The organism is Sphingobium sp. TomTYG73 (assembly GCF_055394245.1).
In genome coordinates, this window is sequence record NZ_AP027339.1 from 2047570 (window position 1) to 2072625 (window position 25056).

Here is a 25056-nt window from a genome sequence, read left to right on the forward strand (position 1 = left end):
GCGGAAGCTGGCATCTCAGGAGATAGGGCACGGCGTGAGGCCCGAGATGCCAGCTTTCGCTGGCATGACGGGATTCGATGGCCTTTACCGCAACTTCGCTATCGAAAGCCCGTCCTGCTTGGCGCGGGCTTTTACCGATTCCTCGCTGCGGGTCAGGGCCTTGGCGATCGCTTTCAGTGCCATGCCCTTTTTCGCCAGAGAATGGAGCTTTTGCAGCTCATCCGCCGTCCAGGGCTGTTTGTGACGCTCGAAGCGATCGCCTGCCATCGGATCAATCCGCGAAGGGATCGCGCACGAGGATGGTGTCCTCGCGCTCGGGGCTGGTCGAGACGAGCGTGACCGGGCAGCCGATCAGTTCCTCGATCCGGCGGATATATTTGATCGCCTGCGCGGGCAGGTCGGCCCAGCTGCGGGCGCCCGCCGTCGTGTCCTGCCAGCCTTCGATGTCTTCGTAGATGGGCTGCGCCTTCGCCTGATCCTGCGCATGGGCGGGGAGATAGTCGTAGGTCTGGTCGCCGATCTTGTAGCCGACGCAGATTTTCAGCGTGTCGAAGCCATCCAGCACGTCGAGCTTGGTGAGCGCGATGCCGGTGACGCCCGAGACGGCGACCGACTGGCGTACCAGCACGGCGTCGAACCAGCCGCAGCGACGCTTACGGCCGGTGACGGTGCCGAACTCATGGCCGCGCTCGCCGAGGCGCTGGCCGGTTTCGTCCTCCAGTTCCGTCGGGAAGGGACCGGAGCCAACGCGAGTGGTGTAGGCTTTGACGATGCCGAGCACGAAGCCCGCGCCATTGGGGCCAAGGCCAGTGCCGCTCGCCGCCGTGCCCGCGACCGTGTTGGACGAGGTGACGAAGGGATAGGTGCCGTGGTCGATGTCGAGCAAGGTCCCCTGCGCGCCTTCGAACAGGATGCGCTGGCCTGCCGCCTTCGCCTTGTTGAGCGTCAGCCAGACGGGCTTGACGAAGGGGAGGATGAAGCTGGCGATGTCACGCAATTCCGCCATCAGCACGTCGCGGTCGATCGGCGCTTCGTTGAAGCCCGCGCGCAGGGCGTCATGGTGGGCGGTCAGGCGGTCGAGTTGCGGGCCAAGATCGTCGAGATGGGCAAGGTCGCAGACACGGATGGCGCGGCGGCCGACCTTGTCCTCATAGGCCGGGCCGATGCCGCGGCGGGTGGTGCCGATCTTGCCCGTGCCCGATGCATCTTCGCGCAGGCCATCGAGGTCGCGGTGGAAAGGCAGGATCAGCGGGCAGGTTTCGGCGATCTGGAGGTTCTCAGGGGTGATCTCGACGCCCTGCCCCTTCAGCTTGGCGACTTCATCGCGGAAGTGCCAGGGGTCGAGGACGACGCCGTTGCCGATGACGCTGAGCGTGCCGCGCACGATGCCCGAGGGGAGCAACGAGAGCTTGTAGACCTTTTCGCCCACAACCAGCGTGTGGCCCGCATTATGGCCGCCCTGAAAGCGGGCGACGACATCGGCGCGCTCCGACAGCCAGTCGACGATCTTGCCCTTGCCTTCGTCACCCCATTGGGCGCCGATCACGGTCACGTTAGCCACAGATACAGTCCTCCGCCCGCCGCGGGGACCGGCCATGCCCTTCGACGGGACTCGGCATGCCGGTGGGATCAAGCGGACGCTTCACGCCCTATGCGGGGCGCGCGTTAGCCGCGCTGCCCCCTATGCGTCAAGTCAGTAGGGGCGCGGCTCGTCGCCGTCCAGCCAATGGGTGCAGCGCAGCGCTTCCCCATTTTCCTGGCCTGTGAGTGCTGCGACGGTCTGCCAGCCGTCAGCGCGAAGTTGCGCGGCGCGACTTTCGTCATGGTGGAGGGGGAGGAAGAGGCGCTGAGGCGTTTCCGCGCCGAAACCCGCGTCGATGAGTGGATCGGGGTAGAGCGAGAAGCCGATCGCCGGTTCTTCCGACCCGTCTGCGCGAGTGATGGCATAGCTGCCGCCCCGGCCGATCTCGCCGATGAAGCCTTCGGCGAAGATCGAGAAGCCGAACCAGTTCTGATATTCAAAGCCGTGGCGCTCGGTGGGATCGAGCGTCAGCGTGATGTCCCAGCCGATCGGCTTGGCGATGGCGCGCAGGCCCGCGATTCGGCTGTCGATTGCGCCGCCGAGTTTGGCGTTGAGCGCTTCGAGCATCTCCATCGCGGGGTGGAAGGGGCCGGTCGCTTCCATCAGGGGGAGATACGCGGCGGCGGCCGGGCTGATCGCAGCGAGGGCGCCCGCATCCTTGGCGTCGAGTTCGGCGCGGACGGCTTCGATCTCTTCGGGAGCGAGCGGGAGGGGGCCGGCGGCTAGGCTGTCGATCAGGTCCGGCAGGGTGAAGTCGATCGTGATTCCGGTGACGCCCGCGGCTTGCAGCGCCTCGATCGCTACGTTGACGATCTCGACGGCGGCGGCGACGCTATCGCTGCCGATGAGTTCGGCGCCGACTTGCAGGCGTTCGCGTTCGGGGCGGAGTTGGTTGGCCTTCAGCCGGATGACCGGGCCGCCATAGGACAGGCGCAGCGGACGGGGCGCGCTGGCGAGGCGGGTGGCGGCGATACGGCCGACCTGGGCGGTCATGTCGGGGCGGAGCGCCAAGCTGCGCTGCGACACCGGATCGACGGCACGGACAAGGTCCTGCGCGCGCATGGATTTGAGGCGGCTGACCAGCGTTTCCTCAAACTCGGCGAGCGGCGGCATGACGCGCTCATAGCCATGGGACGCCACGGTATCGAGCACGCGGCGCGCGAGACGCGCGGAGGCTTCGGCCTGCGGCGGCAGGCGGTCGGAGAGTCCTTCGGGAAGGAGGCCGGGTGGGATGGTGGTCATGGGCTGGCCTTTAGCAAGATCGGCCAGATTATCCAGCCTCCGTTCGGTTCTCGACAAGCTCGAACCGAACGGAGTTTGTTCAGGATCAGGCGAACTTCAACAGCTTCACCGTCTTCACGCCTGCGAGGTTGCAGATGGCCTTCAGCACATCGTCATTGACCGCGCCGTCAACCGACAGCAGCAGCACGGCTTCACCGCCCTGGCTGCGACGGCCGAGGTGGAAGGTGCCGATGTTGACGCCTGCTTCGCCGAGCGTCGAGCCGAGACGGCCGATGAAGCCGGGCGCGTCCTGGTTGACGATGTAGAGCATGTGGCCTTCGAGGTCGGCTTCAACCTTGATGCCGAACAGCTCGACAAGGCGCGGGCTGCCGTGGCCGAACAGGGTGCCAGCGACCGACTTGTCGCCTGCTTCGGTCTTAACCGTGACGCGGACGAGGGTCTGATAGTCGCCCTCGCGGTCGTGACGGACCTCACGGACGTCGAGGCCGCGTTCCTTCGCCAGGAAGGGTGCGTTGACCATGTTCACCGTGTCCGAATAGACGCGCATCAGGCCAGCGAGGACCGCCGCCGTGATCGGCTTCTGATTGAGTTCGGCGGCATGGCCTTCGACCTCGACCGAGACGCCCTGAATGCGGTCGCCTTCCAGCTGGCCGACGAGGCTGCCCAGTTCTTCCGCCAGCGCCATATAGGGCTTGAGCTTGGGGGCTTCTTCTGCGGACAGGCTGGGCACGTTCAGCGCGTTGGTGATGCCGCCGTCGAGCAGATAGTCGCTGAGCTGTTCGGCGACCTGAAGCGCGACGTTGACCTGCGCTTCGTCGGTCGAGGCGCCAAGGTGTGGGGTGCAGATGAAGTTGGGGGTGCCGAACAGCGGCGATTCCTTGGCCGGTTCCTGCACGAACACGTCGAGCGCCGCGCCTGCGACGTGGCCGGAATCCATCGCTTCCTTGAGCGCGGCTTCATCGACCAGACCGCCGCGCGCGCAGTTGATGATGCGCACGCCCTTCTTGGTCTTGGCAAGGTTTTCCTTGCTCAGAATGTTGCGGGTCTGGTCGGTCAGCGGCGTGTGCAGCGTGATGAAGTCCGCCTTCGCCAGCAGCGTGTCGAGGTCGGCCTTTTCCACGCCCATTTCAACGGCGCGCTCGGGGGTGAGGAAGGGGTCGAAGGCGACCACCTTCATCTTGAGGCCAAGCGCGCGGCTGGCGACGATCGAGCCGATATTGCCCGCGCCGATCAGACCCAGCGTCTTGCCGGTGACTTCAACGCCCATGAAGCCGTTCTTCGGCCACAGGCCCTGCTGCGTCTGGGCGTTGGCTTCGGGCAACTGGCGGGCGAGCGCGAACATCAGCGCAATGGCATGTTCGGCGGTGGTGATCGAGTTGCCGAACGGGGTGTTCATGACGATCACGCCCTTGGCCGAGGCGGCAGGGATATCGACGTTATCGACGCCGATGCCTGCGCGGCCTATGACCTTGAGGTTGGGCGCGGCGTCCAGGATTTCCTTGGTCACCTTGGTCGAGCTGCGGATGGCGAGGCCGTCATATTGGCCGATGATCGCCTTCAACTCTTCCGGGGTCTTGCCGGTGATTACATCGACTTCCAAGCCACGTTCGCGGAAGATCGCGGCGGCGCGGGGGTCCATTTTGTCGGAAATAAGTACCTTGGGCATCTGATGATTCCTGTGTTTTCACCGTCACCCCGGGCTTGACCCGGGGTCCCGCTTGGCTGCGGGCGGACGGAAGAAGAAGCGGGACCCCGGCTCAAGGCCGGGGTGACGTAACTAGGTGAGGGTCAGCCAGCCTTGGCCGTTGCGTAGGCCCAGTCGAGCCACGGACCGAGCGCTTCGATATCGGCGGTCTCTACCGTCGCGCCGCACCAGATGCGCAGGCCAGCCGGGGCATCGCGGTAACCCGCGACGTCATAGGCCGCGCCTTCCTTTTCCAGCAGGCCAGCCATGCTCTTAATGAGAGCTTCGTCCGCACCTTCGACGGTCAGGCAGACGCTGGTGGTCGAGCGGGTCGCCGGATCGGCAGCGAGATGGCCGAGCCAGCTGCGCTCCTCGACGATCTTGTTGAGCGCGGCCGCGTTGGCGTTGCTGCGGGCGATCAGGCCGTTGAGGCCGCCCAGCGACTTGCCCCATTCCAGCGCGAAGATCGCGTCTTCGACAGCCAGCATGGACGGGGTGTTGATCGTCTCGCCTTTGAAGATGCCTTCGGCGAGCTTGCCCTTTGCCATCAGGCGGAAGACCTTGGGCAGCGGCCAGGCGGGGGTGTGGTTTTCCAGACGCTCGACCGCGCGGGGGCCGAGGATCAGCACGCCATGACCGCCTTCGCCGCCGAGAACTTTCTGCCAGGAGAAGGTGGCGACGTCGATCTTGGTCCAGTCGATCTCGTACGCGAAGACTGCGCTGGTGGCGTCGGCGAAGGTCAGGCCTTCGCGATCCGCCGGGATCCAGTCGGCGTTCGGCACGCGCACGCCCGAGGTCGTGCCGTTCCAAGTAAAGAGAACGTCGTTCGAGAAATCGACAGTGCCGAGGTCAGGCAACTGGCCATAGTCGGCGCGGATGATCGTGGGATCGAGCTTGAGCTGCTTGGCGGCGTCCGTCACCCAGCCTTCGCCAAAGCTTTCCCAGGCGAGCGTCGTCACCGGGCGGGCGCCCAGCATCGTCCACATCGCCATTTCGAAAGCGCCGGTGTCGGAACCAGGCACGATGCCGATGCGGTGGGTGTCGGGCAGGTTCAGCAGCTCGCGCATCAGGTCGATGCAGTAAGCGAGGCGCGTCTTGCCGATCTTTGCGCGGTGCGAGCGGCCGAGGGATTCAGCGCTCAGCTTGTCGGCGCTCCAGCCCGGAGGCTTGGCGCAGGGACCCGAAGAGAAATAGGGGCGAGCCGGTTTATTCGTCGGCTTGGCCGCGGGCGCAATAGTGGCGTCGGCGGCGGTAACATCAGTCATGTACGCTTCTCCTTGCAGAGAGCTCGCGCGGCGTTGGGACCGCGTGGCCCGCTGGCCGCCCTAAAGATCGCAGGGGAAGAGTCAAGCTGAATGTCTGGATGCGACGAACCGTTGCGCTCGTTAACCCTCAATTGCGTCAGGCATGGTAAATGGTTGATCATGAACGAGCGGGTCAGGGGGAAAGCGGCGATACGCGGCGCGGGCCAGGCGGCTCTGCTGGCGCTGTGCGTGACATTGGCATCGTGCGGCGGGGACCTCGTCCCGCGCGGGCGGGTGGAGCGTCCGTCCAAGCCTGTAAAGAGCGCCCGTCCTGCCGCGCCTCCGCCGATGGAATTGCGCCAGTGCCTGGTGAAGCTGCAATCGCAATCGGTGCTGTTCACGCCCCTGCCCGATCAGAATTTCGGCGGCGGCTGTTCGGCGATGGGCAGCGTCAAGCTGCTCGACATCGGCGTGCCTGCCACCAATCTGGGCGCGATGACATGCGGGCTGGCAGCCAATTTCGCGGCATGGGCGCGCTATGGGGTTCAGCCTGCCGCGCGACTGATCCTGGGCGCGGAGATCGAGCGGATCGAGACTTTCGGCACCTATAATTGTCGGCCGATCGCTGGCAGCGGGAGGCTGTCCGAACATGCGCACAGCAATGCGGTGGATGTGTCGGCCTTTGTCCTGTCAGACGGGCGGCGGATCACCATCGAGCAGGGATGGAATGGCGACCGGCAGACGCGGCAGTTTCTGGAGGTAGTCAGAGCGAGCGCCTGCAAGCGGTTCCGCACGGTGCTCAGCCCCGACTATAATGTCGCGCATCATGATCATTTTCATTTCGATATGGGTGGAAGAGGTGGCTTTTGCCGCTGACAGCGGCGAGGGCGGCTTTTGCCGCTGAGCGCGAAAAAGGCGGGTGGCTTTTGCCGCTGACCTTCCTAAGTTGGGTTGAATGACAAGAAAAGAAATCGAAGAACGCAAATTCCGTCCCGCCCGGCAGGAAGCCGCCGATGCCCAGAAAGGCGTGGACACCCCGCAAACCACCAGCGCCGCCTACCGCCTGGCTTTTCAGGATACGGAGTTCCTGCTGCGCGAGGATTTGCGGCCGGTGCGGTTTCAATTGGAACTGTTGAAGCCGCAACTGTTGATGGACGAAGCGAGGATCGAATCCACTTTCGTCTTTTATGGATCGGCTCGCATCCCGGAGCCAAGCCAAGTGCAGGCGCGGATCGACGCCGCCACGACGCCCGACCAGCGGCGGATCGCGGAGAATCTGGGGAAGAAGGCGCGCTATTATGAAGAAGCGCGCAAGCTAGCGGGGATGGCGGCGCAATATCCGGTGAATGAGGCGGGATGCCGCCACTTCGTGGTGTGTTCGGGCGGCGGCCCTTCGATCATGGAAGCGGCCAATCGCGGCGCGGCGGATGTGGGCGCGCAGACGATCGGGATGAACATCGTGCTGCCGCATGAGCAGGCGCCCAATCGTTTCGTGACGCCGGAGCTGAGCTTCCAGTTCCACTATTTCGCGCTCAGGAAGATGCATTTCCTGTTGCGGGCGCGGGCATTGGCTGTGTTTCCGGGCGGGTTCGGTACTTTTGACGAAATGTTTGAACTGCTGACGTTGATCCAGACCGGGAAGATGAAGCCCATCCCGATATTGCTGTTCGGGCGGGATTTTTGGACCCGTGTTGTGGATTTCGAAGCGCTGGCGGATGAGGGGGTGATTTCGCCTTCGGACTTGAATTTGCTGACCTGGGTCGAGACGGCCGAGGATGCGTGGGAGGCTGTGCAGAGTTTTTATCAGGATAGTGAAGTGCCGGGGCGCTGATGCTTGTCCTCTCTCCTTCAGGGGAGAGGATGTGGAGACTTGGTGCGAAGCGCCTAGTCGGAACTGGAGAGGGGCGAGAGATGACGCCTAGCCCCTTCCCCCTCATCCAACTTCGCCTAAGGCCTTTCGGGCCAAGGCTTCGTATCCTTCTCCCCATGGGGGAGAAGGGTTAGATGTTGCCTCTTGGGGTTGTGAAGACTAGGGCGCGGCCATGCGTGCCGAGCTTGATCATGTCGATTGCTGGATCTTCGATCTGGACAATACGCTGTACCCGGCGAAGGCGGACCTGTTCGCGCTGATCGACGTGAAGATGGGCGAGTTTATTCAAGGGCTGCTGGGCTGTGACCCGGACGTCGCGAAGGCCACGCAGAAGCGCTATTTCATGGAACATGGCACGACGCTATCGGGGCTGATGCATCATCATGGCATCGAGCCGCGCGCTTTCCTGGACTATGTGCATGATATTTCCATGGATCGGCTGGAGGTGGATGAGGCGCTGAATGCGCATATCGCTGCCCTGCCCGGCCGCCGCCTGATCTTCACCAATGGCGATGCGGATTATGCGCAGCGCGTACTCGACAAGCTGGGTCTTGGGCAGACATTCGAGCTGATCCACGACATCCATGCCTGCCAATATATTCCGAAGCCCGATCCGTCGGGCTATGCCGAGCTGTGCCGTGTCCATGGCGTCGATCCTACCCGCGCCGCTTTCTTCGAGGATATGGCGCGCAACCTGCGGCCTGCCAAGGCGATCGGCATGTCCACCATCTGGGTGAATAATGGCTCTGAAGCAGGCAATCACGAGCATCATCCGGATTTTATCGATTTCGAAACCGACCATCTGACGCCATTTTTGGCCGACATTCTGGGGACAAGACCATGAGCCAAGATCTGATCGCCACCATCGACGCCGCCTGGGAGGACCGGGCCAATGTCAGCCTGACAACGCAGGGCGAAGTCCGTCAGGCGGTCGACAAGGCGCTGGCGCTGCTGGACAAGGGTGAGTTGCGCGTTGCTGAACCCACGGCGGAGGGCTGGCAGGTCAATCAATGGGCGAAGAAGGCGGTTCTTCTGTCCTTCCGCCTCAACGACAATGTCATGATCGACAATGGTCCGGGCGCTGGCCATTGGTGGGACAAGGTGCCGAGCAAGTTCGCGGGCTGGGATGAAGGGGCATTTCGCGCCGCCGGTTTCCGTGCGGTGCCGGGCAGTTTCGCCCGTGCGGGTTCGCATATCGCGAAGAATGTCATCCTGATGCCGAGCTTCGTCAATATCGGCGCATTCGTCGATGAAGGCACGATGGTCGACACCTGGGTGACCGTTGGCAGCTGCGCGCAGATCGGCAAGAATGTCCACCTGTCGGGCGGCGTTGGCATTGGCGGCGTGCTGGAGCCGTTGCAGGCTGACCCGGTGATCATCGAGGATGACTGCTTCATCGGCGCGCGGTCGGAAGTCGTTGAAGGCGTGCGCATCGGCAAGGGTTCGGTGCTGTCGATGGGCGTGTTCATCGGCATGTCGACCAAGATCGTCGATCGCTCGACCGGCGAAGTGTTCATCGGTGAAGTGCCGCCCTATTCGGTGGTCGTGCCGGGGTCCTTGCCGGGTAAGCCGCTGCCTGACGGCACGCCAGGGCCGAGCCTTTATTGCGCGGTGATCGTGAAGCGCGTGGATGCGCAGACGCGGTCGAAGACCGGGATCAATGAGTTGTTGCGGGATTAAGCGACACTACTCCCCTCCCGCAGGCGGGAGGGGCCGGGGGGTGGGCCGCGATTGCGCCAGCAATCGTGCCGCCCTCTGGGATAGGGCGTCGGCTCGCTGCGCTCGCCCCCACCCCTTCCCCCTCCCTGAAGGGAGGGGCTTATAAGATGGGCGCCGGTCGCCTACATTCCCCCGATGCCGCCATCCACACCTGACAACACCCCCCTTCCGCCCGTCTGGGCCACGCTGCGGCGGTTTCTTCCCTATCTCTGGCCCGCAGACGCCCCGGCGCTGCGGCGGCGCGTGTCCATTGCCATGCTGTTGGTGGTATTCGCCAAGGTCATCAGCCTCGCCATGCCCTTCGCCTATAAGGCCGCGATCGACCGGATGGCGCCGGGTCTGGAACCGGGCGTAGCGCTCGCCGTCGCCCTGGTCGTCGCCTATGCGGGCGCGCGGTTTGGGAGCGTGCTGTTCGACAATCTGCGCAACGCCGTGTTCGAGCGGGTTGGGCAGGAGGCCGGGCGGCGGCTGTCCGATGATGTCTTCAAGCATCTGCACCGGTTGTCGCTGCGCTTTCACCTTGATCGGCGCACGGGCGCGGTCACCAAGATCGTGGAGCGCGGGACCAAGAGCATCGACACGATGCTGTATTTCCTGCTGTTCAACATTGCGCCGACGGTGCTGGAACTGGCGGCGGTCTGCGTCATCTTCTTCGTCAAGTTCGGGCCGGGCCTCGTCGTCGCGACATTGGCGATGGTGGGCCTCTACATCTGGTTCACCCGCACCATCACCGAATGGCGCAATCAACTGCGCCGCGACATGGTGGACATGGACACCAACGCGGTCGCGCACGCCGTTGATAGCCTATTGAATTTCGAGACGGTGAAATATTTCGGCGCGGAAAGTCGCGAGGCAGCGCGCTATTCCACGGCGATGCGGCGTTACGCCGATGCCGCCGTCAAATCGGAAAACAGCCTAGCCTGGCTGAATATCGGCCAATCGCTGATCACCAATCTGATGATGGCGGGCGCGATGGGTTATACCGTGTGGGGATGGAGCAAGGGCAGCTTCACCACCGGCGACGTGGTGCTGGTTAACACATTACTTAGCCAACTATTCAGGCCGCTCGATCTGCTGGGCATGGTTTACCGGACGATCCGGCAGGGCGTGATCGACATGGAGGCGATGTACAAGCTGATCGATACGGAGGCGGAGATCGCCGATGCGCCGAACGCCCCGGCGCTGCACGTCCACGCGGGGGAAGTACGCTTCGATCATGTGCGCTTCGGCTATGATCCCGATCGCGAGATATTGCATGATGTGAGCTTTGCCGTGCCAGCCGGACGGACATTGGCGATCGTCGGGCCTTCGGGTGCGGGCAAGTCCACCATCGCGCGTACGCTGTTCCGTTTCTACGACATTCAGGGTGGCCGCATCCTGATCGACGGACAGGACATTGCGCAGGTTACGCAGGCATCCCTGCGCGCGGCGATCGGCATCGTGCCGCAGGACATGGTGCTGTTCAACGACACGGTCGGTTATAATATCGGCTATGGCCGGGCAGGCGCGACGCAGGCGGAAATCGAGGCAGCGGCCAAGGCTGCCTCGATCCATGATTTCATCATGCGGCTGCCGCAGGGCTATGACACGCGGGTGGGCGAACGGGGCTTGAAGCTGTCGGGCGGCGAAAAGCAGCGCGTGGCGATTGCTCGCACGCTGCTGAAGGACCCGCCCGTGCTGGTGCTGGACGAGGCGACAAGCGCGCTCGACAGCCGGACGGAGACGGAAATCCAGGATGTATTGCGCAACATTTCCCGCAAGCGAACGACGTTGGTGGTGGCGCATCGCCTGTCGACGGTGGTGGACGCGGATGAGATCATCGTGCTGGATCAGGGACGGATCGTGGAACGCGGACGCCATGCTGATCTGGTGCGGGCCGATGGGCTCTATGCCGCGATGTGGACGCGCCAGGCGACAGAGCGAGAGGAGATGCCCTCAGATCCGGTGATCGATGACGGCATCGCGGTCAGGGAAGCGTCGATGAGGATGGGTTGAGGATGCGGCAGATGACGGACTCCGGTCGCGGCTGGCGACTGGCGCCTTGGGCGGCGATCGCGATCATCTTGATGGTGCCGCTGGTCGCAATGCGGTTCACCGATGAGGTGCGCTGGACCGGCCATGATTTCCTTGTGGCGAGCGTGCTGCTCGCCAGCGCTACGCTGATCTATCAGCTCGGTGCGCGGCTAATTACCGGGCGCGGGCGACGGTTGTTGTGGGCCGGTGCCATCTTCATCCTGGCCACGTTGCTATGGGCGGAAGGTGCCGTGGGCATCTTCTCCTAAGGTTAAGCAAAGCGGCCCCGGTTTAGGACGCGAGGCCGCTTGCCTTCCAGTTGTCAGCGGTTGGTGACGGTGGTCGTCGTCTTTTCAACGACCGTGGCACGCACGGGCGCGGAAGTCGTCTTGCGGACGATCTTGCGCTTGACCGGCGCTGCCTTGCGGACGGTTGTCACAGGTGCGCTTTTCACGGTTTCGGTAGTGACGGTGGTGGCGGCCGGGGCGGTCGCAGCGGCGGCGCGCGCGGCCCTTGCGTCGGCAGCAGCGGAAACGGCGGCACGTTCGGCGGCATCAGCGCGCGCATTGGCGGCGGCGGCATCCTGCTGCGCGGCGGCGGCGGTGGACGCCTGAACCTCTGCATCGGTCTTGACGCTCACCTGGCTCTGGCCGATGGCGGTGTCGGCAAAGCCCTGCGCCTCGACGGCGGCCTTGATAGCATCCTGCTCCTTGCCGCTCTTCAGCCGTTCCTGAGCTAGGCGGAGCGAAGTCTGGGCTTTGGCGAGAACGGCCGGATCGAACTGGCCCGCCTGCAGCTTGGCGGCGGCGTCGATCTTGCCCTGCGCCTGCGCGATGGCCGTGAGCGCCTGTTCTTCATCGCCTGCGAGCGCGGGACCGCTCGCCAGGAAAAGCGCCGAAGCGGCGGCAAGAGCGCGTAGGGAATAGCCGGATTTACGCATATTCTCTCCTGAGACTGTTGAGGGCCGGGTAACGTGCCGGAATGAACCGGGTTCCGGATGCGCGGTTGCTGGAGAGAGATGGGCTGCCGTCAGTCTGGCAGAAAAGGGGCGGCGACATCGGCTGGGACGCGCAGGATGCGGCCGCTTGTCCGGTTGATGATCGCCCAGGTGGATTTGGCGCTGACCTTGACCTTGCCGTCCGGGCCGATGAATTCCATGTGCCGGTCGAACCGAGCGCCACGCGGCGGTTCCGCTATCCAGGTGCGCGCGGTAACCAGCTCCCCCTCCCGCACATTGCCGCGATAGTCGATCTCGTGCCGCGTCACGACCCAGAGATAAGCGTCGAGATGTTTCGGCGCGGCATCGCGGGTCCAATGTTCGGTCGCGACCTGCTCCATCCACTGCACCCAGACGGCGTTGTTCACATGGCCTAGCATGTCGATATGCTCGGGGCCTGCGGTGATCCGGGTGGTGTATGTGGAGGACATTATCCCCTCTCTCCGTTCGGGCTGAGCTTGTCGAAGCCCATTACTTCTCTCCAAAGAAAAGAAGAGCCCTTCGACAGGCTCAGGGCGAACGGAGGAGAGACGAGCACGCTCATGCCTCATCAGCACCCAACTGCCAGAGGATGAAGGTGAATTCCTCGGCCGTTTCCTGGAGGCTTTCGAAGCGGCCTGATTTACCGCCATGGCCTGCGCCCATGTTGGTTTTGAGCAGCAGGACATTCTGGTCCGTTTTGGTCGCGCGCAGCTTTGCCACCCACTTGGCCGGTTCCCAATAGGTGACGCGCGGGTCGTTAAGCCCGGCGGTGACGAGGAGCGGCGGGTAGGATTGCGCCCTCACATTATTGTAGGGGTCGTAGGACAGGATCGTCTCAAACGCCGCCTTGTCCTCGATCGGATTGCCCCATTCGGGCCATTCGCCGGGCGTCAGCGGCAGGCTTTCATCGAGCATGGTGTTGAGGACATCGACGAATGGGACGTGCGCGACGACGGCACCCCAGAGGTCAGGATCGGAATTAATCACCGCCCCCATCAACTCGCCGCCCGCCGAGCCGCCGGAGATGCTGATCCGACCCTTTGAGGTATAGCCGTGCTCGATCAGGCCCTTCGCCACATCGACGAAGTCGTTGAAGGTGTTGGTGCGCTTGTCGAGCTTGCCATCCAGATACCATTGTTGGCCGAGGTCATCGCCGCCCCGGATATGGGCGAGAGCGAACACAAAGCCCCGGTCGAGCAGCGACAGGCGGCTGGTCGAAAAACCCGGTTCCATCGCGATGCCGTAGGCGCCATAGCCATAGAGGTGGAGCGGCGCGCTGCCATCGCGGGGGTGGTCCTTGGGATAGACGATTGAGACCGGGATGGGCGTGCCGTCACGCGCGGGGATGGTCAGCCGTTCGGTTGCGTAGCGGGTCGCGTCGTAGCCCGAGGGGATTTCCTGGACCTTCAGAACCTCCATCTCGCCGTTGCCGAGGTGGTAGTCGTAGATGGTGTCCGGCGTGACCATGGATTCATAGCCGATGCGCAGCTTCGTCACATCATATTCGGGATTGTCGTCGAGCGAGGCGGAATAGCTCGCCTCCGGGAAGGAAAGCCGCTTGGCCGAGTGGGTCGCGTAATCGCGCAGTTCGATCTGGTCGAGCCCGTCCTGCCGCCCTTCGGTGACGTAGAAGTTTTTGAACAGGGTGAAATCGGTCAGGTAGAAATGCGGATCGGCGGCGATCACTTCCGACCAGTTATCCGGAGCATTCAGCGAGGCTTTTACCAGCCGGAAGTTGGGATGGGTGTCGTTGGTGCGGATGTAGAGCGTGTCCTCATGCTCATCGACATCATATTCGCGGCCGGGCTTGCGCGCGGAAACGAGCAGCGGCTGAGCCAAGGGATTGTCGGCGGGCAGCAGCCAGCTTTCGGTGGTGACATGGTCGCCTGTGGCGATGACGATCCATTTTTCCGAGGAGGTGAGGCCGACCGACACGCGGAAGCCCTCATCATCCTCATGGAAAAGCTCGACATCGCTATCCACCGGCTGGCCCAGCCAGTGGAGCCGCGCATTGTCAGTGCGCCATTGGTCGTTGGCAATGCCGTAGAGCAGGCCCTTGCTGTCGCTGGTCCAGACGAGCGAGGAGAGCGTGTCGGGGATGACTTCGGGCAGGATTTCGCCGGTGAACAGGTCCTTGATCCGCGCCTCGAACCGTTCCGAACCATTATTGTCGATGGCGTAGGCGAGGTAGCGGCCGTCCGGGCTGACCGACAGCGCGCCGAGGCGAAAATATTCATGTCCTTCCGCCAGTGATGGCTCATCCAGGATCAGTTGATCGTCGCCACCAGCGACCGGGCGGCGATACCATTTGCGATATTGCGCGCCGGTCTCGAACGCCCGCCAATAGACATAATCGCCGTCCTTTTGCGGGACGGAGCTGTCATCTTCCTTGATGCGGCCCTTCATCTCCGCAAAGAGCGCGTCGGTCAGCCGCTTGTGCGGCTCCATCGCCTTTTCGAAAAAGGCGTTTTCCGCCTCAAGATAGGACAGGACATCCTTGTCCTTCACGTCCGGATAACCCGGATCGCGCAGCCATGCCCAGGGATCTTCCACTGTGATGCCGTGGCGGGCGAAGCTGTGCGGGCGGCGGGCGGCGGAAGGAGGCGTGCTGTCGGCGGTCATTCAGTATCCTGATTCTCGTATAGGAGGCGCGCTGGCATAAGCGGCTGGGCCTGCTTATGTTGGCGGCAGCCTGCCCTGCGCAAGGGTTCTCGATCAAGGAAATGCGATGTCGACCCATGAAGACCGTCTGAAAGCCCTGCGCGAACAGTTGGTGCGCGAGCGGCTGGACGGCTTTGTGGTGCCGCTGACCGATGAGCATATGAGCGAATATGTCGGCGAATATGCGCAGCGCCTCGCCTGGCTGACGGGCTTTCAGGGATCGGCGGGGAGCGCGGTGGTGCTTCGGCAAGAAGCGGCGATCTTTGTCGACGGGCGCTACACGCTGCAAGTGCGCGAGCAGGTGGATGCCGCGCATTGGCAGTTTGAGAGCGTGCCGCAGACCTCCGTCGCGGCATGGCTGGGCGTTCATGCTCCCGAGGGCGGGCGGATCGGCTATGATCCCTGGCTGCACACCCGCGCATGGGTGAAGGCGGCGAGCGAAGCGCTGGCAGAACGCGGGGCGGAGCTGGTGGCGGTGGAGACCAATCCGGTGGATGCCGTTTGGCCCGATCGCCCTGCCCCCAGCGATGCGCGGCTGATGATCCATGAGGATCGCTATGCCGGGCAGAGCGCCGCGGACAAGCGGCAGGCAATGGCCGACTGGCTGACGGCGAAGAAGGCGGACGCGGTGGTGCTGTCGGCGCTGGATTCCATCGCCTGGACCTTCAACATCCGGGGCAAGGATGTGTCGCGCACCCCTGTCGCGCTGGCCTATGCCATCGTGCATGCCGATGCGACGGCGGACCTCTATGTCGCGCCCGAGAAGATTGACGAAGTGGTCGTGCAGCATCTGGGCAACGCAGTGCGCGTGCATCCGCGCGCGGACTTTGCCGGCGCGCTGGGAGATTTTGCAGGCAAGACGGTGGCAGCGGACCCGGAGCGGGCCGTGGCGGCGATCTTCGAAGCGCTGGACGCGGGCGGGGCAACGATATTGTCGCTCCGCGATCCGGCCGTGCTGCCCAAGGCGATCAAGAACCCGGTGGAGATCGCCGGGCATAAGGCAGCGCAGGCACGCGACGGTGCTGCCCTGTCACGTTTCCTGCACTGGATTGCCGTCGAAACGCCCAAGGGCGAGGTCGATGAGCTTGCGGCCGCCGCCCGGCTGGAGGTGTTCCGCAAGGAGACCGGGCTGCTGGAGGACCTGTCCTTCGACACAATCAGCGGCGCTGGTCCCAATGGCGCGGTGGTGCATTACCGGGTCGAGGAAAAGACCAATCGGCCGATTGAACAGGGATCTTTCTATCTGGTCGATTCGGGCGGCCAGTATCGCGACGGCACCACCGATGTGACGCGGACGATCGCGATCGGGCCGCCGACGGAAGAGATGAAGCGGCGCTTCACGCTGGTGCTGAAGGGGCATATCGCGCTTGGCCGGGCGCTGTTTCCGGCGGGAACGCGCGGGAGCCAGCTGGATGTTCTGGCGCGCCAGTTTCTTTGGGCGGAAGGGCTCGACTATGCCCATGGCACGGGGCATGGCGTCGGCAGCTTCCTGTCGGTGCATGAGGGGCCGCAGCGCATTGCGACAGCCGGAGGTGGCGACGAACCTCTGCAACCGGGCATGATCCTGTCCAACGAGCCGGGCTATTACAAGACCGGCGAATATGGCATCCGCATCGAAAATCTGGTGCTGGTCGAGCGGCGTGATGTGCCCGGAGCCGAGCGGGAGATGCTGGGCTTTGAAACGCTGACCTTCGCGCCGATCGATCGCAACGCCATCGCGGTGGAATTATTGACGGCGGACGAACGGGCGTGGGTCGATGCCTATCATGCCAAGGCGGTCGAGATTGTCGGGCCGCAGCTGGATGGTGACGCGCTGGAATGGTTGAAACAGGCCTGCGCGCCCTTGTGACGGCGTCGCACCCTTATTCGTCGGCCTGATCTTTCTGGTTGGCTGGTGACGGCGTGGCGCGACCTGCCTCCTCCCGCGCCTGCGCCTTGCGGCGGCGTAAATTGTCGCGCAGCGCCTGCGCCAGCCGTGCCTTGCGATCGTCCTGTCCACTGGTCATCGCCGCGCCATAAGCAAATTGGGGCATCGGCCGCAACCCGCCTTGACAAGCAGGACGCGCGCGGCCATAGGCCCGGCTCCGCAGCCCGAAAGGCTCTGCGGGATGGTGAAAGTGCTGCCGTAGCTCAGTGGTAGAGCGCATCCTTGGTAAGGCTGAGGTCGCGAGTTCAATCCTCGCCGGCAGCACCATTTCCCGACCGGCTGGAGCAGTCATGCTCGCCTATTTTCCTATTTTTGATTATTGTTACGTAATTTAATCCATATTATTTCGCCTGCGGGGGAATCGGGAAATCCGGGGGGGAATTTTAGGTGCGCGAGCAACAAGCCGTTGCGCACGAGGTCTTAACGTTTCTTCAACGTCAAAGCCTCGCGCCTACGCCGCAAAATTATGCAATGGGCTACGTGCTGAAAAGCGGCACGAACGAGCCGCTGTCGAAAGCCGTCAACGATGCCACGGATGGCGGCATCAGGATGAGTCAGCAGCAGGCGGACGACATCTTTGTGCGCTGTCTCGGCAGCTTTGGCGGTCAGGGTACAGCCCATAACGCCGACGCCCTGAGAAACCAGACCCGGCATCAACTCCTGCGGCTGGCCGAAGTCGCCAACAGCGCGGCGGAACGGACCGGAGATTTCAACCGGGACCTCAACATCGGTTATGAAAAGCTGGCGGACAAGGACGTCGCTGGCGTGGGCCTTGTCATTTCCGACATGATCGAACGTTCCTTGCGGGCCGAGCAGGATCTCGCCGCAGCAGCAAGGGAGGTGGAGGTCCTAAGGCAGGAACTCGACACCGCGCGCCATGACGCGAACCTTGATGCGTTGACCGGCCTGTTTAACCGGCGAGCGCTGGAAACGGCGATGGACCAGCTGAAAAGCGCGAAACGCTCCTTCGCCGTCGCGATCTGCGACGTCGATCATTTCAAGCGTGTCAACGACCAATATGGCCATTCGGTCGGCGACCGGGTGCTGAAGATGGTCGCAACTTCGCTGGTCGAAAGCTGCGGCGGGCAACTGGTGGGCCGCTGGGGCGGCGAGGAATTTCTGGTGGTAATGAAGGGATTGGCGCCAGAACAGGCCGTGGAGCTGCTGGACACAGCCCGACGCGATCTGGGGCAACGGGCCTTCAGGCTGCGTGACACCGATGAGCCGATGGGCGCCATCACCTTTTCGGCGGGCGTTGCGCTCGTCAACGAAGGTGCGGAATGGGCGGGCGCGCTCAACGATGCCGACGCGGCGCTATACCGGGCCAAGGCGCAGGGGCGGAACATGATCCTGATGGGATGACGGGCGGTCCTGCCGCGTTCCCGGCTTTTCCTGGAGCATGGCAGACACGGGTCAGGGCAGCGGCTTGGGCAGCCAACTCAAATCCCGCGCGAGTGTACGGGGCGGTACGCCGCTGAGTTTGCGCAGGGCCGGAATGTCGAGCAGTTCGATCATGTGGCCGTCCCGCAGGATGAGTCCCTTGTCCTCCAGCGTGCGGAAGACACGGTTCACATGGACGGCGGTAAGGCCGATGACGTCGCCAATCTGTTCCTGCGTCAGCGGATGCTCGAAGCGCGGCCCGGTGCCCGGCTGAACCACGTTCAGGCGGCCATGCAGGTGAACCAGAAAGTCGGCGAGGCGGGATTCGGCCGAAGTGCGGCCGATCGAGCAGAGCCGGTCCATCAGCATGACGCGTTCCTGCTGCACGCTGAGGAACATGAGGGCCGCCATGTGCGGCGCGCGGGTGAAAAGGCCGCCAAAGGCCGACAGGCTGATCGTGCGCAGCTTGACGGGCGTGAGCGCCGTCAAAGTCTCCGCCGCCCGGTCGAGCGCCATGCTGGGCGTGCCCAGAATGTCGCCGGGCAAATGCACCTTCAATATCTGCCGCCCGCCATCGGCCAGCGTCATGCTGCTGATCGCCCAGCCTTCCAGCAGCATATAGATTGACTGGGGGGTATCCCCTTCCCGCCGTATCGTCCGGTTGCGCGCGATCTGCTGAACCGGGCCTGCGAGGCTGGAGAAAATTTCGAGTTCCGCCGGGCTTGGCGACCGAAATTCAGCCAATCGGGCCGTCGAAAAAGCTGGCGGGGAAGAGTCATCGAAAATTGCGCGCACGGAACCTCGGATCGGATCGTTCCGGCCGCTCTAGCAAAGCGCGCGTCTGCCCTCTTTAAAGTGGAGCAAGAAGCGTAAGATTCAGCGGTTGAGGGTCAGTCCGACCCACAATGTGCGTGGCGCGCCGAGGTCCTCCGACACCCCCGTGCCGGTGGTGACGCGGCGGGTGACGACATCTTCATCGAACAGATTTTCGCCGCGCAGGATCAGTTGGACGCCGTGACCGATCGACAAGCGGGCGACGGCGTCGGCCGTCACGGCGCCCGGCAGGCGATCGGCATGAAGATCGTCTTCATACTGGGCGGAGACATAACGCAGGGTGGCCGACAGGCCAGATCCGCGCCGGGGCTGCCAGGCCAATGTCGTGCTGGCGGCGTGGCGGGGCGTCTGGGCAGGGGAAAGGCCGTCGAACAGGCTGCCCGACGCATGAACGACGCTGTGGCTGTAGGCATAGGAGGCAGACAGGAATAGCGAGCCTATCTGGCCGACAGCGCTCAGTTCGATCCCCTTGGCCACGATGGCGTCGACATTTTCCCGCTTGCGCATATTGGTGCCGATCGTGAGGTTGGCGATGGCGTCGTCCAGCCGGTTATAGAAGGCGGTTGCCGACAAGGTCATGCCTTTGACGGGGCTGACATCGATCCCGGCCTCGATCCCCTTCAGCTTCTCGGGCACCAGAGCGTCGTTGGCCTGCGTCGTGACCGGAAAGACGACGAAAGGCCGGTAAAGCTCATTCAGCGTCGGCAAGCGGAAGCCGGTATACGCCGCGCCTCGCACGGAAATTCCCTCCCCGGCATGCCATAGTACCCCGGTCCGGCCCGACATCTGCCAGTCGGAGCGATTCTTAAAATCCCGGTCGGTCGCGCCAGCACCCGCCGCGCGGAAGAAGCCGTCGGATATCGTCCAACGGTCGGCTCGGACCCCTCCCGTCAGGACAAGGCGACCCAGCGTCCAGTCATCTTCGGCGAACATGCCCGTGGTGAGTTGTCGCCCCCCCGCATGGCGGCGCGCGGTAACCAATCCGGTGGTGGCGCTGTAGGCATCCTCGAACATGTCGCCACTGGCAAAGCGGCTGTCCACGCCGATGCGCAGCAGATGATCCGAACCAACCGGCGGACGCAGTTCGACTTTGCCACCAAGACCAGTGGAAGGCGTGTTCCGCTGATCCAGCGTCTTGCGGAAAGGCGGATTGGAGGAAATCACGATGTTCGAAAAGTTGCGCGCCTGAACATAGGCAAGGGCGTCGACCTGCCACCGGCCCCGCGACACGTAACGGATGCTTACATCCTGCCCTTCGCTCACACTGTCCGCGCCACGAAAGCGAAGCGTCCGATCGTCGTGGAACAATATCGTGCGGAATTGCAGTTCCTGGCTGGCGGAAACCGGAACCACGGCGCGCAGATTGGCCGACCAACTGTCATAGGTGGCAGGGACCGTCGCTGACACGCGCTGGTCCGATGGCGTGGTTTGGAAGCCATCTCCTCTGTCCCAACGGCCGGAGAGGGAGACGAAGCCGCCGCCAAGATCAGGCGTGAGGCTGGCGGACAGTTCGGTCGCGTCGCGGCTGCCATAAAGGGCGCTGGCGGCCAGCATGGGCAATTGTTCACGTGTGGCGCTTGCCAGTTCGATGGTCCCTGCGGCCGCGCCCGATCCGAAAGCGCCGACGCCGCCCCCACGCGTCACGCGTGCGCCTGAAAGCCGATCGGGCACCAGCGCGCTGAAAGGGATATAGCCGAAAAACGGGTCGGCCATCGGCACGCCGTCCAGCAAAAGCAGGGTACGGCTGGACGCATTGCCGCCCAAGGCGCGCAAGCTCGCCCCTTGGGCCGAAGGATTTGCCGACCGGCTGTCGGATCGGCGAAACTGCTGGAACCCGGCTATGTCGGTCAGGATGCTTTCGATCCTGCCGGACGCACTGTTTAGCAGGCGTTGCCGTTCGATCTCCACCGACCCATAGGCAGGCGTGCCGGGCGGCAGTGGCAAGCCCGCTCCCGTGATGACGATGCGTGCCTGCGCATTGTCAGATGCCGCCGGTTGGGCGAGCGCGGCAGAGGACAGCAATGCAGGCAATAGGCAAAGGGGCGCGGCTTTCATGGCGCCGCTGATAGCGGTGCACCCTGCCCCTGACAACGACGCCGCCCGCCGTGCGGCGTCAGGCCAGCGCCGACCCTTCCCGCCCGGCCAGCAGCTTGTCGATGGTGAGCGGATAGTCGCGCAGGCGGATTCCCGTGGCGTTATAGATGGCATTGGCAACCGCTGCGCCAGCACCGCAGATGCCGAGTTCGCCCACGCCCTTGGCCTTCATCGGAGAGGATTTGTCGTCCAGTTCATCAAGGAAAAGCACATCCTGCTCGGGAATATCGGCATGCACGGGGACCACATATTCGGCCATGTCATGATTGACGAAGAAGCCAAATCGCGTGTCGACATGCAGCTCCTCCATCAATGCCGCGCCAACACCCATCGTCATGGCGCCGATGACCTGGCTGCGGGCCGATTTTGGATTGAGGATGCGGCCCGCCGCGAACGCCCCGCCCATTCGCCTGACCCGCACTTCCGCCGTGTCGATGTCTACCCCGACTTCGCAGAAATGCGCTCCGAAGGTCGCCTGCGCATAGTCTTTGGTCAATTTGCCGAAGGTGATCCGATCCTCCGCCCACAGGCCGCCCTCTTCCGCGAGACTGCCGATGGGCTGCGACTGATTGCCAAATCGCACCAGCCCGTCTTCGAAAATGACGTCGTCCGCCGGGAAGCCAGCCTTGGCGGCCAGCTTGGCTCGCAAAGCAACGCAGGCAGCATAAAGTCCTGCGGTTGCGCTGTTCGCGCCGAACTGGCCGCCCGATCCAGCCGATATGGGGAAGCGACTGTCGCCCAGACGCACCGTAACCGCTTCGATCGGCACGCCCAGCATTTCCGCCGCCGTCTGGGCGAGGATGGTGTAGCTGCCGGTGCCGATGTCCGTCATGTCGGTTTCCACAATGACATGGCCGCGCCGGTCCACGCCGACCCGTGCGCCGGAGGGCGCGACGAGATTGTTGCGGAAAGCGGCGGCGACGCCCATGCCGATCAGCCAGCGGCCGTCCCGTATCTGGCCGGGCTGCGGATGACGCTTCTCCCATCCGAACCGCTCCGCGCCCTGACGCAGGCATTCGACGAACTTGCGGCTGGAAAAGGGGCGCTGCGGTCCTGCTTCCGGATCATATTGCACATCGTTGCGGATGCGCAGTTCGACCGGGTCAATGTCGCAGGCTTCGGCCAGTTCATCCATGGCGACTTCCAGCGCCAGCAGGCCCACGGCTTCGCCCGGAGCGCGCATCGCATTGGCTTCGGGCAGGTCCAGTACCGCCAGCCGGTGCGCGGTCAGCCGATTGGCACCGCGATAAAGCAGCCGCGTCTGTTGCGCCGCGACCTCCGGACCACCGCCCGGCAAATCGCCGGACCAGACTTCATGGGCGATCGCGTCGATGACGCCATCCTTGTCCGCACCGATGCGAATACGCTGAATGGTCGCGGCGCGGTGGGTGGTGTTGTTGGGCACCTGCGGCCGGGCGAGGGCCACCTTGACCGGCCGACCCGCCATCCGTGCGCCCAGAGCCGCCAGCAATGCGTCGGCGCGCAGGAACAGCTTCGCGCCAAAGCCACCGCCGATATAGGGGGAGACGACCCGGACCTTTTCCTTCGGGATCTTCAGCGTGGCCGCCATGTCCTCGACGGTCCAGGCGACCATCTGGTTGGATGTCCATAAGGTCAGCTGATCGCCATTCCATGCAGCCGTGGTCGCATGGGGTTCCATCATCGCATGGCTTTGGTCGGGCGTCGTGTAGCTCCGGTCGATCTTTACCGCCGCGCTGGCGAAACCCGCGTCGAAATCCCCCGCGCGCGTGTCGGCCGGGCCGCCAAACCCCTCTTCCGGCACGATGGCATTCCCGCGTTCGGTAGCGAGATCGTAACGCCCTTTTTCCGGGCTGTAGTCGATGCGCAGCAGCCGTGCGGCGTCGCGGGCATTTTCAAACGTATCGGCGACGATCAACGCCACCGCCTGATCATAATGTTCGATCAGGGGTCCGCCCAGCAGGTGAGCGGTGTTCCTCCCGCCCTTCGCGAGCGGCCCGGCATTTTGATGCGTGACGATGGCCAGAACGCCCGGTGCCGCTTGAGCGGCACGCAGGTCCATCGCGTCGATCTTGCCCTTCGCGATTAACGATCCGACAATCCAGCCATAGGCGGCATGGGGCGCGGCATCATGCCGTTCATAGGCATAGGGCGCGGTTCCTGTGACCTTTGCCGCTCCGTCGATGCGATCATGCGCAATCCCGACTACGCGGCCGCGATCGATGGGATTGATCGTAGCGGGCTTGTCGAACTTCATGGCCGCGCCTCCTTCTGGCGGAAGAGGGATGCCAGCGTCCTGGCGGTCAGTTGCTGCTTGAACGCGTTCTGATCGGTGGGCCGTGCGCCTGCCAACGCGGCTTCAGCAACCGCAGCCGGACCAGCCTTGGCCGCCGCATCCGCGGCCGGGACGCGCCATGGCTTGGGCGCGATGCCGCCAAAAGCGAAGCGGGCGCCGCCATCCCCGTCGAACACTGCCGCCACGGAAACAAGGGCAAAGGCATAGGAATGGCGATCGCGCACCTTGCGATAGACATGGGTGCCGCCAATCGGCCGGGGTAATGTCACCGACGTTATGAGTTCGCCCGGTTGCAGCGCATGTTCGACATGTGGCGTATCCCCCGGCAGCAGGTGAAAATCCGCTATGGGAATGGAGCGGCGCGTCCCGTCCGGGGCCACCGTATCCACCGTCGCATCCAGCACGCGCATCGCCACGGCCATGTCGGAAGGATGCTGCGCGATGCAGGCGTCGCTGGTGCCGATGATCGCCAGACTGCGGCTGATCCCCTTCAATGCTCCACATCCGCTGCCCGGTTTCCTTTTGTTGCAGGGCATGCGTATGTCGTAAAAATAGGGGCAGCGGGTGCGCTGGAGCAGGTTTCCGGCAGTCGTTGCCTTGTTGCGCAATTGGCCCGATGCGCCCGCAAGCAGCGCACGGCTAAGCACTGCATAGTCGCGCCGCACCATTTTGTCCGCCGCAAGTGCCGTGTTGCGGACCATCGCCCCGATCCGTAAGCCGCCCTCGGCCGTCCGCTCGATCCGATCGAGGCCGAGATGATTGACGTCGATCAGATGCGAGGGTGTTTCGATCTGGAGCTTCATGAGGTCGAGCAAATTGGTGCCGCCTGCGATGAAGCGCGCGCCTTTCGTATCCGCAGCGGCTTTCACGGCATCTTCGACGCTGTCGGCTCGGCTGTAGGTGAATGGCCTCATGCCTTGTCCTCCCCGGCGACATCACGAATGGCAGCGATGATGTTGGGATACGCGGCGCAGCGGCAGATGTTACCGCTCATCCGCTCCCGCAATTCCGCGTCCGAGAAGGCGACCTGTTCCAGATTTTCCGTCACGTGGCTGGGAATACCCGCCTTGATCTCGCCCAGAACGGCTACGGCGGAACAGATTTGTCCGGGCGTGCAGTAACCGCATTGATATCCGTCATGCGTGATGAAGGCCCGCTGCATCGGATGAAGCTTTTCCGGCGTGCCGAGGCCCTCGATCGTGGTGACGGTTTCGCCTTCATGCATGACGGCCAGCGTGAGGCAGCTGTTGATCCGCTGACCCTCGACAATCACCGTGCAGGCGCCACACTGACCATGGTCGCAGCCCTTCTTGGTGCCGGTGAGGTGCAGATGCTCACGCAGGGCGTCCAGCAATGTCGTGCGCGGATCGAGTGGCAGATGCACCTGACGGCCGTTCACTGTAAGCTCTACGGTGGTCATGTGTCTTCCCTCGTTAGATTTAGGCACTCGCATGGCCCCGGTTGCCGCGTCCGCCACGACCGGAACCGCCATCACCGCTCCCCCGCCCTGCAACACGGCACGACGAGTCAGATCATCTGGCGCCATATCGTC

The 25056-nt window shown here is 63.7% G+C and carries 22 protein-coding genes and 1 tRNA gene; 9 read left to right on the forward strand and 14 right to left on the reverse strand.

Annotated features, from left to right (window positions below):
- Nucleotides 1-84 precede the first annotated feature (84 nt).
- The 5 genes from ACZ5TH_RS10335 to ACZ5TH_RS10355 form a co-directional block, all read right to left on the reverse strand.
- A complete protein-coding gene (locus tag ACZ5TH_RS10335; protein WP_062113188.1) occupies nucleotides 85-267 on the reverse strand; it encodes a hypothetical protein in 183 nt (60 codons plus the stop codon).
- 4 nt (nucleotides 268-271) lie between these two features.
- Nucleotides 272-1561, reverse strand: coding sequence for an adenylosuccinate synthase (locus tag ACZ5TH_RS10340; RefSeq protein ID WP_464793845.1), 1290 nt, complete (start codon nucleotides 1559-1561; stop codon nucleotides 272-274).
- 132 nt (nucleotides 1562-1693) lie between these two features.
- A complete protein-coding gene (locus ACZ5TH_RS10345; RefSeq protein WP_464793846.1) occupies nucleotides 1694-2824 on the reverse strand; it encodes an ATP phosphoribosyltransferase regulatory subunit in 1131 nt (376 codons plus the stop codon).
- 85 nt (nucleotides 2825-2909) lie between these two features.
- Nucleotides 2910-4490, reverse strand: a complete 1581-nt coding sequence (gene serA, locus ACZ5TH_RS10350; protein WP_464793847.1) for a phosphoglycerate dehydrogenase — start codon at nucleotides 4488-4490, stop codon at nucleotides 2910-2912.
- Between the two features lie 122 nt (nucleotides 4491-4612).
- The gene (locus tag ACZ5TH_RS10355; RefSeq protein ID WP_464793848.1) at nucleotides 4613-5773 is read right to left on the reverse strand and encodes a phosphoserine transaminase; all 1161 of its coding nucleotides are present in this window, start codon (nucleotides 5771-5773) and stop codon (nucleotides 4613-4615) included.
- A 159-nt stretch (nucleotides 5774-5932) separates the two neighbouring features.
- On the opposite strand from ACZ5TH_RS10355, the gene ACZ5TH_RS10360 reads away from it, so the two are divergent.
- The 6 genes from ACZ5TH_RS10360 to ACZ5TH_RS10385 all read left to right on the forward strand — a co-directional run bounded on the left by ACZ5TH_RS10360 (nucleotide 5933) and on the right by ACZ5TH_RS10385 (nucleotide 11623).
- Nucleotides 5933-6628, forward strand: coding sequence for an extensin family protein (locus ACZ5TH_RS10360; protein WP_464793849.1), 696 nt, complete (start codon nucleotides 5933-5935; stop codon nucleotides 6626-6628).
- A 79-nt stretch (nucleotides 6629-6707) separates the two neighbouring features.
- Complete coding sequence (locus ACZ5TH_RS10365) at nucleotides 6708-7583, forward strand: LOG family protein (protein WP_464793850.1); 876 nt, start codon at nucleotides 6708-6710, stop codon at nucleotides 7581-7583.
- A gap of 211 nt (nucleotides 7584-7794) precedes the next feature.
- Nucleotides 7795-8466 (forward strand): pyrimidine 5'-nucleotidase, encoded by a 672-nt coding sequence (locus tag ACZ5TH_RS10370; protein ID WP_464793851.1) that lies wholly within the window; start codon nucleotides 7795-7797, stop codon nucleotides 8464-8466.
- Nucleotides 8463-9302, forward strand: a complete 840-nt coding sequence (gene dapD / locus ACZ5TH_RS10375; RefSeq protein ID WP_460986913.1) for a 2,3,4,5-tetrahydropyridine-2,6-dicarboxylate N-succinyltransferase — start codon at nucleotides 8463-8465, stop codon at nucleotides 9300-9302. The genes ACZ5TH_RS10370 and dapD overlap by 4 nt, the downstream gene beginning before the upstream one ends.
- A 174-nt stretch (nucleotides 9303-9476) precedes the next feature.
- Nucleotides 9477-11336 (forward strand): ABCB family ABC transporter ATP-binding protein/permease, encoded by a 1860-nt coding sequence (locus ACZ5TH_RS10380; RefSeq protein ID WP_464793852.1) that lies wholly within the window; start codon nucleotides 9477-9479, stop codon nucleotides 11334-11336.
- Between the two features lie 11 nt (nucleotides 11337-11347).
- Entirely contained in the window at nucleotides 11348-11623 is a 276-nt protein-coding gene (locus ACZ5TH_RS10385; protein WP_464793853.1) for a hypothetical protein, read from the forward strand.
- Between the two features lie 53 nt (nucleotides 11624-11676).
- Here the strand turns inward: ACZ5TH_RS10385 and ACZ5TH_RS10390 are convergent, their stop codons facing one another.
- The 3 genes from ACZ5TH_RS10390 to ACZ5TH_RS10400 all read right to left on the reverse strand — a co-directional run bounded on the left by ACZ5TH_RS10390 (nucleotide 11677) and on the right by ACZ5TH_RS10400 (nucleotide 14955).
- Complete coding sequence (locus ACZ5TH_RS10390; RefSeq protein ID WP_464793854.1) at nucleotides 11677-12294, reverse strand: hypothetical protein; 618 nt, start codon at nucleotides 12292-12294, stop codon at nucleotides 11677-11679.
- An 89-nt stretch (nucleotides 12295-12383) separates the two neighbouring features.
- Entirely contained in the window at nucleotides 12384-12782 is a 399-nt protein-coding gene (locus tag ACZ5TH_RS10395; protein WP_464793855.1) for an acyl-CoA thioesterase, read from the reverse strand.
- 109 nt (nucleotides 12783-12891) lie between these two features.
- Nucleotides 12892-14955: a S9 family peptidase gene (locus ACZ5TH_RS10400; RefSeq protein WP_464793856.1), complete on the reverse strand. Its 2064-nt coding sequence runs from the start codon at nucleotides 14953-14955 to the stop codon at nucleotides 12892-12894.
- Between the two features lie 106 nt (nucleotides 14956-15061).
- Here ACZ5TH_RS10400 and ACZ5TH_RS10405 point away from each other — a divergent pair, with 106 nt between their 5' ends.
- Nucleotides 15062-16843: an aminopeptidase P family protein gene (locus tag ACZ5TH_RS10405; protein WP_464793857.1), complete on the forward strand. Its 1782-nt coding sequence runs from the start codon at nucleotides 15062-15064 to the stop codon at nucleotides 16841-16843.
- Nucleotides 16844-16856: 13 nt separating this feature from the next.
- On the opposite strand, the gene ACZ5TH_RS10410 is transcribed toward ACZ5TH_RS10405, so the two are convergent.
- The gene (locus ACZ5TH_RS10410; protein ID WP_449474368.1) at nucleotides 16857-17027 is read right to left on the reverse strand and encodes a hypothetical protein; all 171 of its coding nucleotides are present in this window, start codon (nucleotides 17025-17027) and stop codon (nucleotides 16857-16859) included.
- Between the two features lie 86 nt (nucleotides 17028-17113).
- Here ACZ5TH_RS10410 and ACZ5TH_RS10415 point away from each other — a divergent pair.
- Nucleotides 17114-17188 (forward strand) — tRNA-Thr (locus tag ACZ5TH_RS10415).
- 204 nt (nucleotides 17189-17392) lie between these two features.
- Complete coding sequence (locus ACZ5TH_RS10420; RefSeq protein WP_464793858.1) at nucleotides 17393-18283, forward strand: GGDEF domain-containing protein; 891 nt, start codon at nucleotides 17393-17395, stop codon at nucleotides 18281-18283.
- Nucleotides 18284-18334: 51 nt separating this feature from the next.
- Here ACZ5TH_RS10420 and ACZ5TH_RS10425 read toward each other — a convergent pair whose 3' ends face one another.
- The 5 genes from ACZ5TH_RS10425 to paoA all read right to left on the reverse strand — a co-directional run bounded on the left by ACZ5TH_RS10425 (nucleotide 18335) and on the right by paoA (nucleotide 25050).
- Complete coding sequence (locus tag ACZ5TH_RS10425; protein ID WP_464771426.1) at nucleotides 18335-19045, reverse strand: Crp/Fnr family transcriptional regulator; 711 nt, start codon at nucleotides 19043-19045, stop codon at nucleotides 18335-18337.
- Nucleotides 19046-19177: 132 nt separating this feature from the next.
- Complete coding sequence (locus ACZ5TH_RS10430) at nucleotides 19178-21190, reverse strand: TonB-dependent receptor plug domain-containing protein (RefSeq protein ID WP_464793859.1); 2013 nt, start codon at nucleotides 21188-21190, stop codon at nucleotides 19178-19180.
- Nucleotides 21191-21248: 58 nt separating this feature from the next.
- Complete coding sequence (paoC, locus tag ACZ5TH_RS10435; protein ID WP_464793860.1) at nucleotides 21249-23465, reverse strand: aldehyde oxidoreductase molybdenum-binding subunit PaoC; 2217 nt, start codon at nucleotides 23463-23465, stop codon at nucleotides 21249-21251.
- Nucleotides 23462-24418 (reverse strand): FAD binding domain-containing protein, encoded by a 957-nt coding sequence (locus ACZ5TH_RS10440; protein WP_464793861.1) that lies wholly within the window; start codon nucleotides 24416-24418, stop codon nucleotides 23462-23464. Before ACZ5TH_RS10440 ends, paoC begins: the two co-directional genes overlap by 4 nt.
- On the reverse strand, nucleotides 24415-25050 hold the full coding sequence (gene paoA, locus ACZ5TH_RS10445) for an aldehyde dehydrogenase iron-sulfur subunit PaoA (RefSeq protein WP_460986925.1): 636 nt from the start codon (nucleotides 25048-25050) through the stop codon (nucleotides 24415-24417). The genes ACZ5TH_RS10440 and paoA overlap by 4 nt, the downstream gene beginning before the upstream one ends.
- Nucleotides 25051-25056 lie beyond the last annotated feature (6 nt).

Coding starts and splice junctions, on each gene's coding strand:
- ACZ5TH_RS10335 (WP_062113188.1), bottom strand. CDS start 267: ATGGCAGGCGATCGCTTCGAGCGTCACAAACAGCCCTGGACGGCGGAT.
- ACZ5TH_RS10345 (WP_464793846.1), bottom strand. CDS start 2,824: ATGACCACCATCCCACCCGGCCTCCTTCCCGAAGGACTCTCCGACCGC.
- serA (WP_464793847.1), bottom strand. CDS start 4,490: ATGCCCAAGGTACTTATTTCCGACAAAATGGACCCCCGCGCCGCCGCG.
- ACZ5TH_RS10355 (WP_464793848.1), bottom strand. CDS start 5,773: ATGACTGATGTTACCGCCGCCGACGCCACTATTGCGCCCGCGGCCAAG.
- ACZ5TH_RS10360 (WP_464793849.1), top strand. CDS start 5,933: ATGAACGAGCGGGTCAGGGGGAAAGCGGCGATACGCGGCGCGGGCCAG.
- ACZ5TH_RS10365 (WP_464793850.1), top strand. CDS start 6,708: ATGACAAGAAAAGAAATCGAAGAACGCAAATTCCGTCCCGCCCGGCAG.
- ACZ5TH_RS10370 (WP_464793851.1), top strand. CDS start 7,795: ATGCGTGCCGAGCTTGATCATGTCGATTGCTGGATCTTCGATCTGGAC.
- dapD (WP_460986913.1), top strand. CDS start 8,463: ATGAGCCAAGATCTGATCGCCACCATCGACGCCGCCTGGGAGGACCGG.
- ACZ5TH_RS10380 (WP_464793852.1), top strand. CDS start 9,477: ATGCCGCCATCCACACCTGACAACACCCCCCTTCCGCCCGTCTGGGCC.
- ACZ5TH_RS10385 (WP_464793853.1), top strand. CDS start 11,348: ATGACGGACTCCGGTCGCGGCTGGCGACTGGCGCCTTGGGCGGCGATC.
- ACZ5TH_RS10390 (WP_464793854.1), bottom strand. CDS start 12,294: ATGCGTAAATCCGGCTATTCCCTACGCGCTCTTGCCGCCGCTTCGGCG.
- ACZ5TH_RS10395 (WP_464793855.1), bottom strand. CDS start 12,782: ATGTCCTCCACATACACCACCCGGATCACCGCAGGCCCCGAGCATATC.
- ACZ5TH_RS10400 (WP_464793856.1), bottom strand. CDS start 14,955: ATGACCGCCGACAGCACGCCTCCTTCCGCCGCCCGCCGCCCGCACAGC.
- ACZ5TH_RS10405 (WP_464793857.1), top strand. CDS start 15,062: ATGTCGACCCATGAAGACCGTCTGAAAGCCCTGCGCGAACAGTTGGTG.
- ACZ5TH_RS10410 (WP_449474368.1), bottom strand. CDS start 17,027: ATGCCCCAATTTGCTTATGGCGCGGCGATGACCAGTGGACAGGACGAT.
- ACZ5TH_RS10420 (WP_464793858.1), top strand. CDS start 17,393: ATGGGCTACGTGCTGAAAAGCGGCACGAACGAGCCGCTGTCGAAAGCC.
- ACZ5TH_RS10430 (WP_464793859.1), bottom strand. CDS start 21,190: ATGAAAGCCGCGCCCCTTTGCCTATTGCCTGCATTGCTGTCCTCTGCC.
- paoC (WP_464793860.1), bottom strand. CDS start 23,465: ATGAAGTTCGACAAGCCCGCTACGATCAATCCCATCGATCGCGGCCGC.
- ACZ5TH_RS10440 (WP_464793861.1), bottom strand. CDS start 24,418: ATGAGGCCATTCACCTACAGCCGAGCCGACAGCGTCGAAGATGCCGTG.
- paoA (WP_460986925.1), bottom strand. CDS start 25,050: ATGGCGCCAGATGATCTGACTCGTCGTGCCGTGTTGCAGGGCGGGGGA.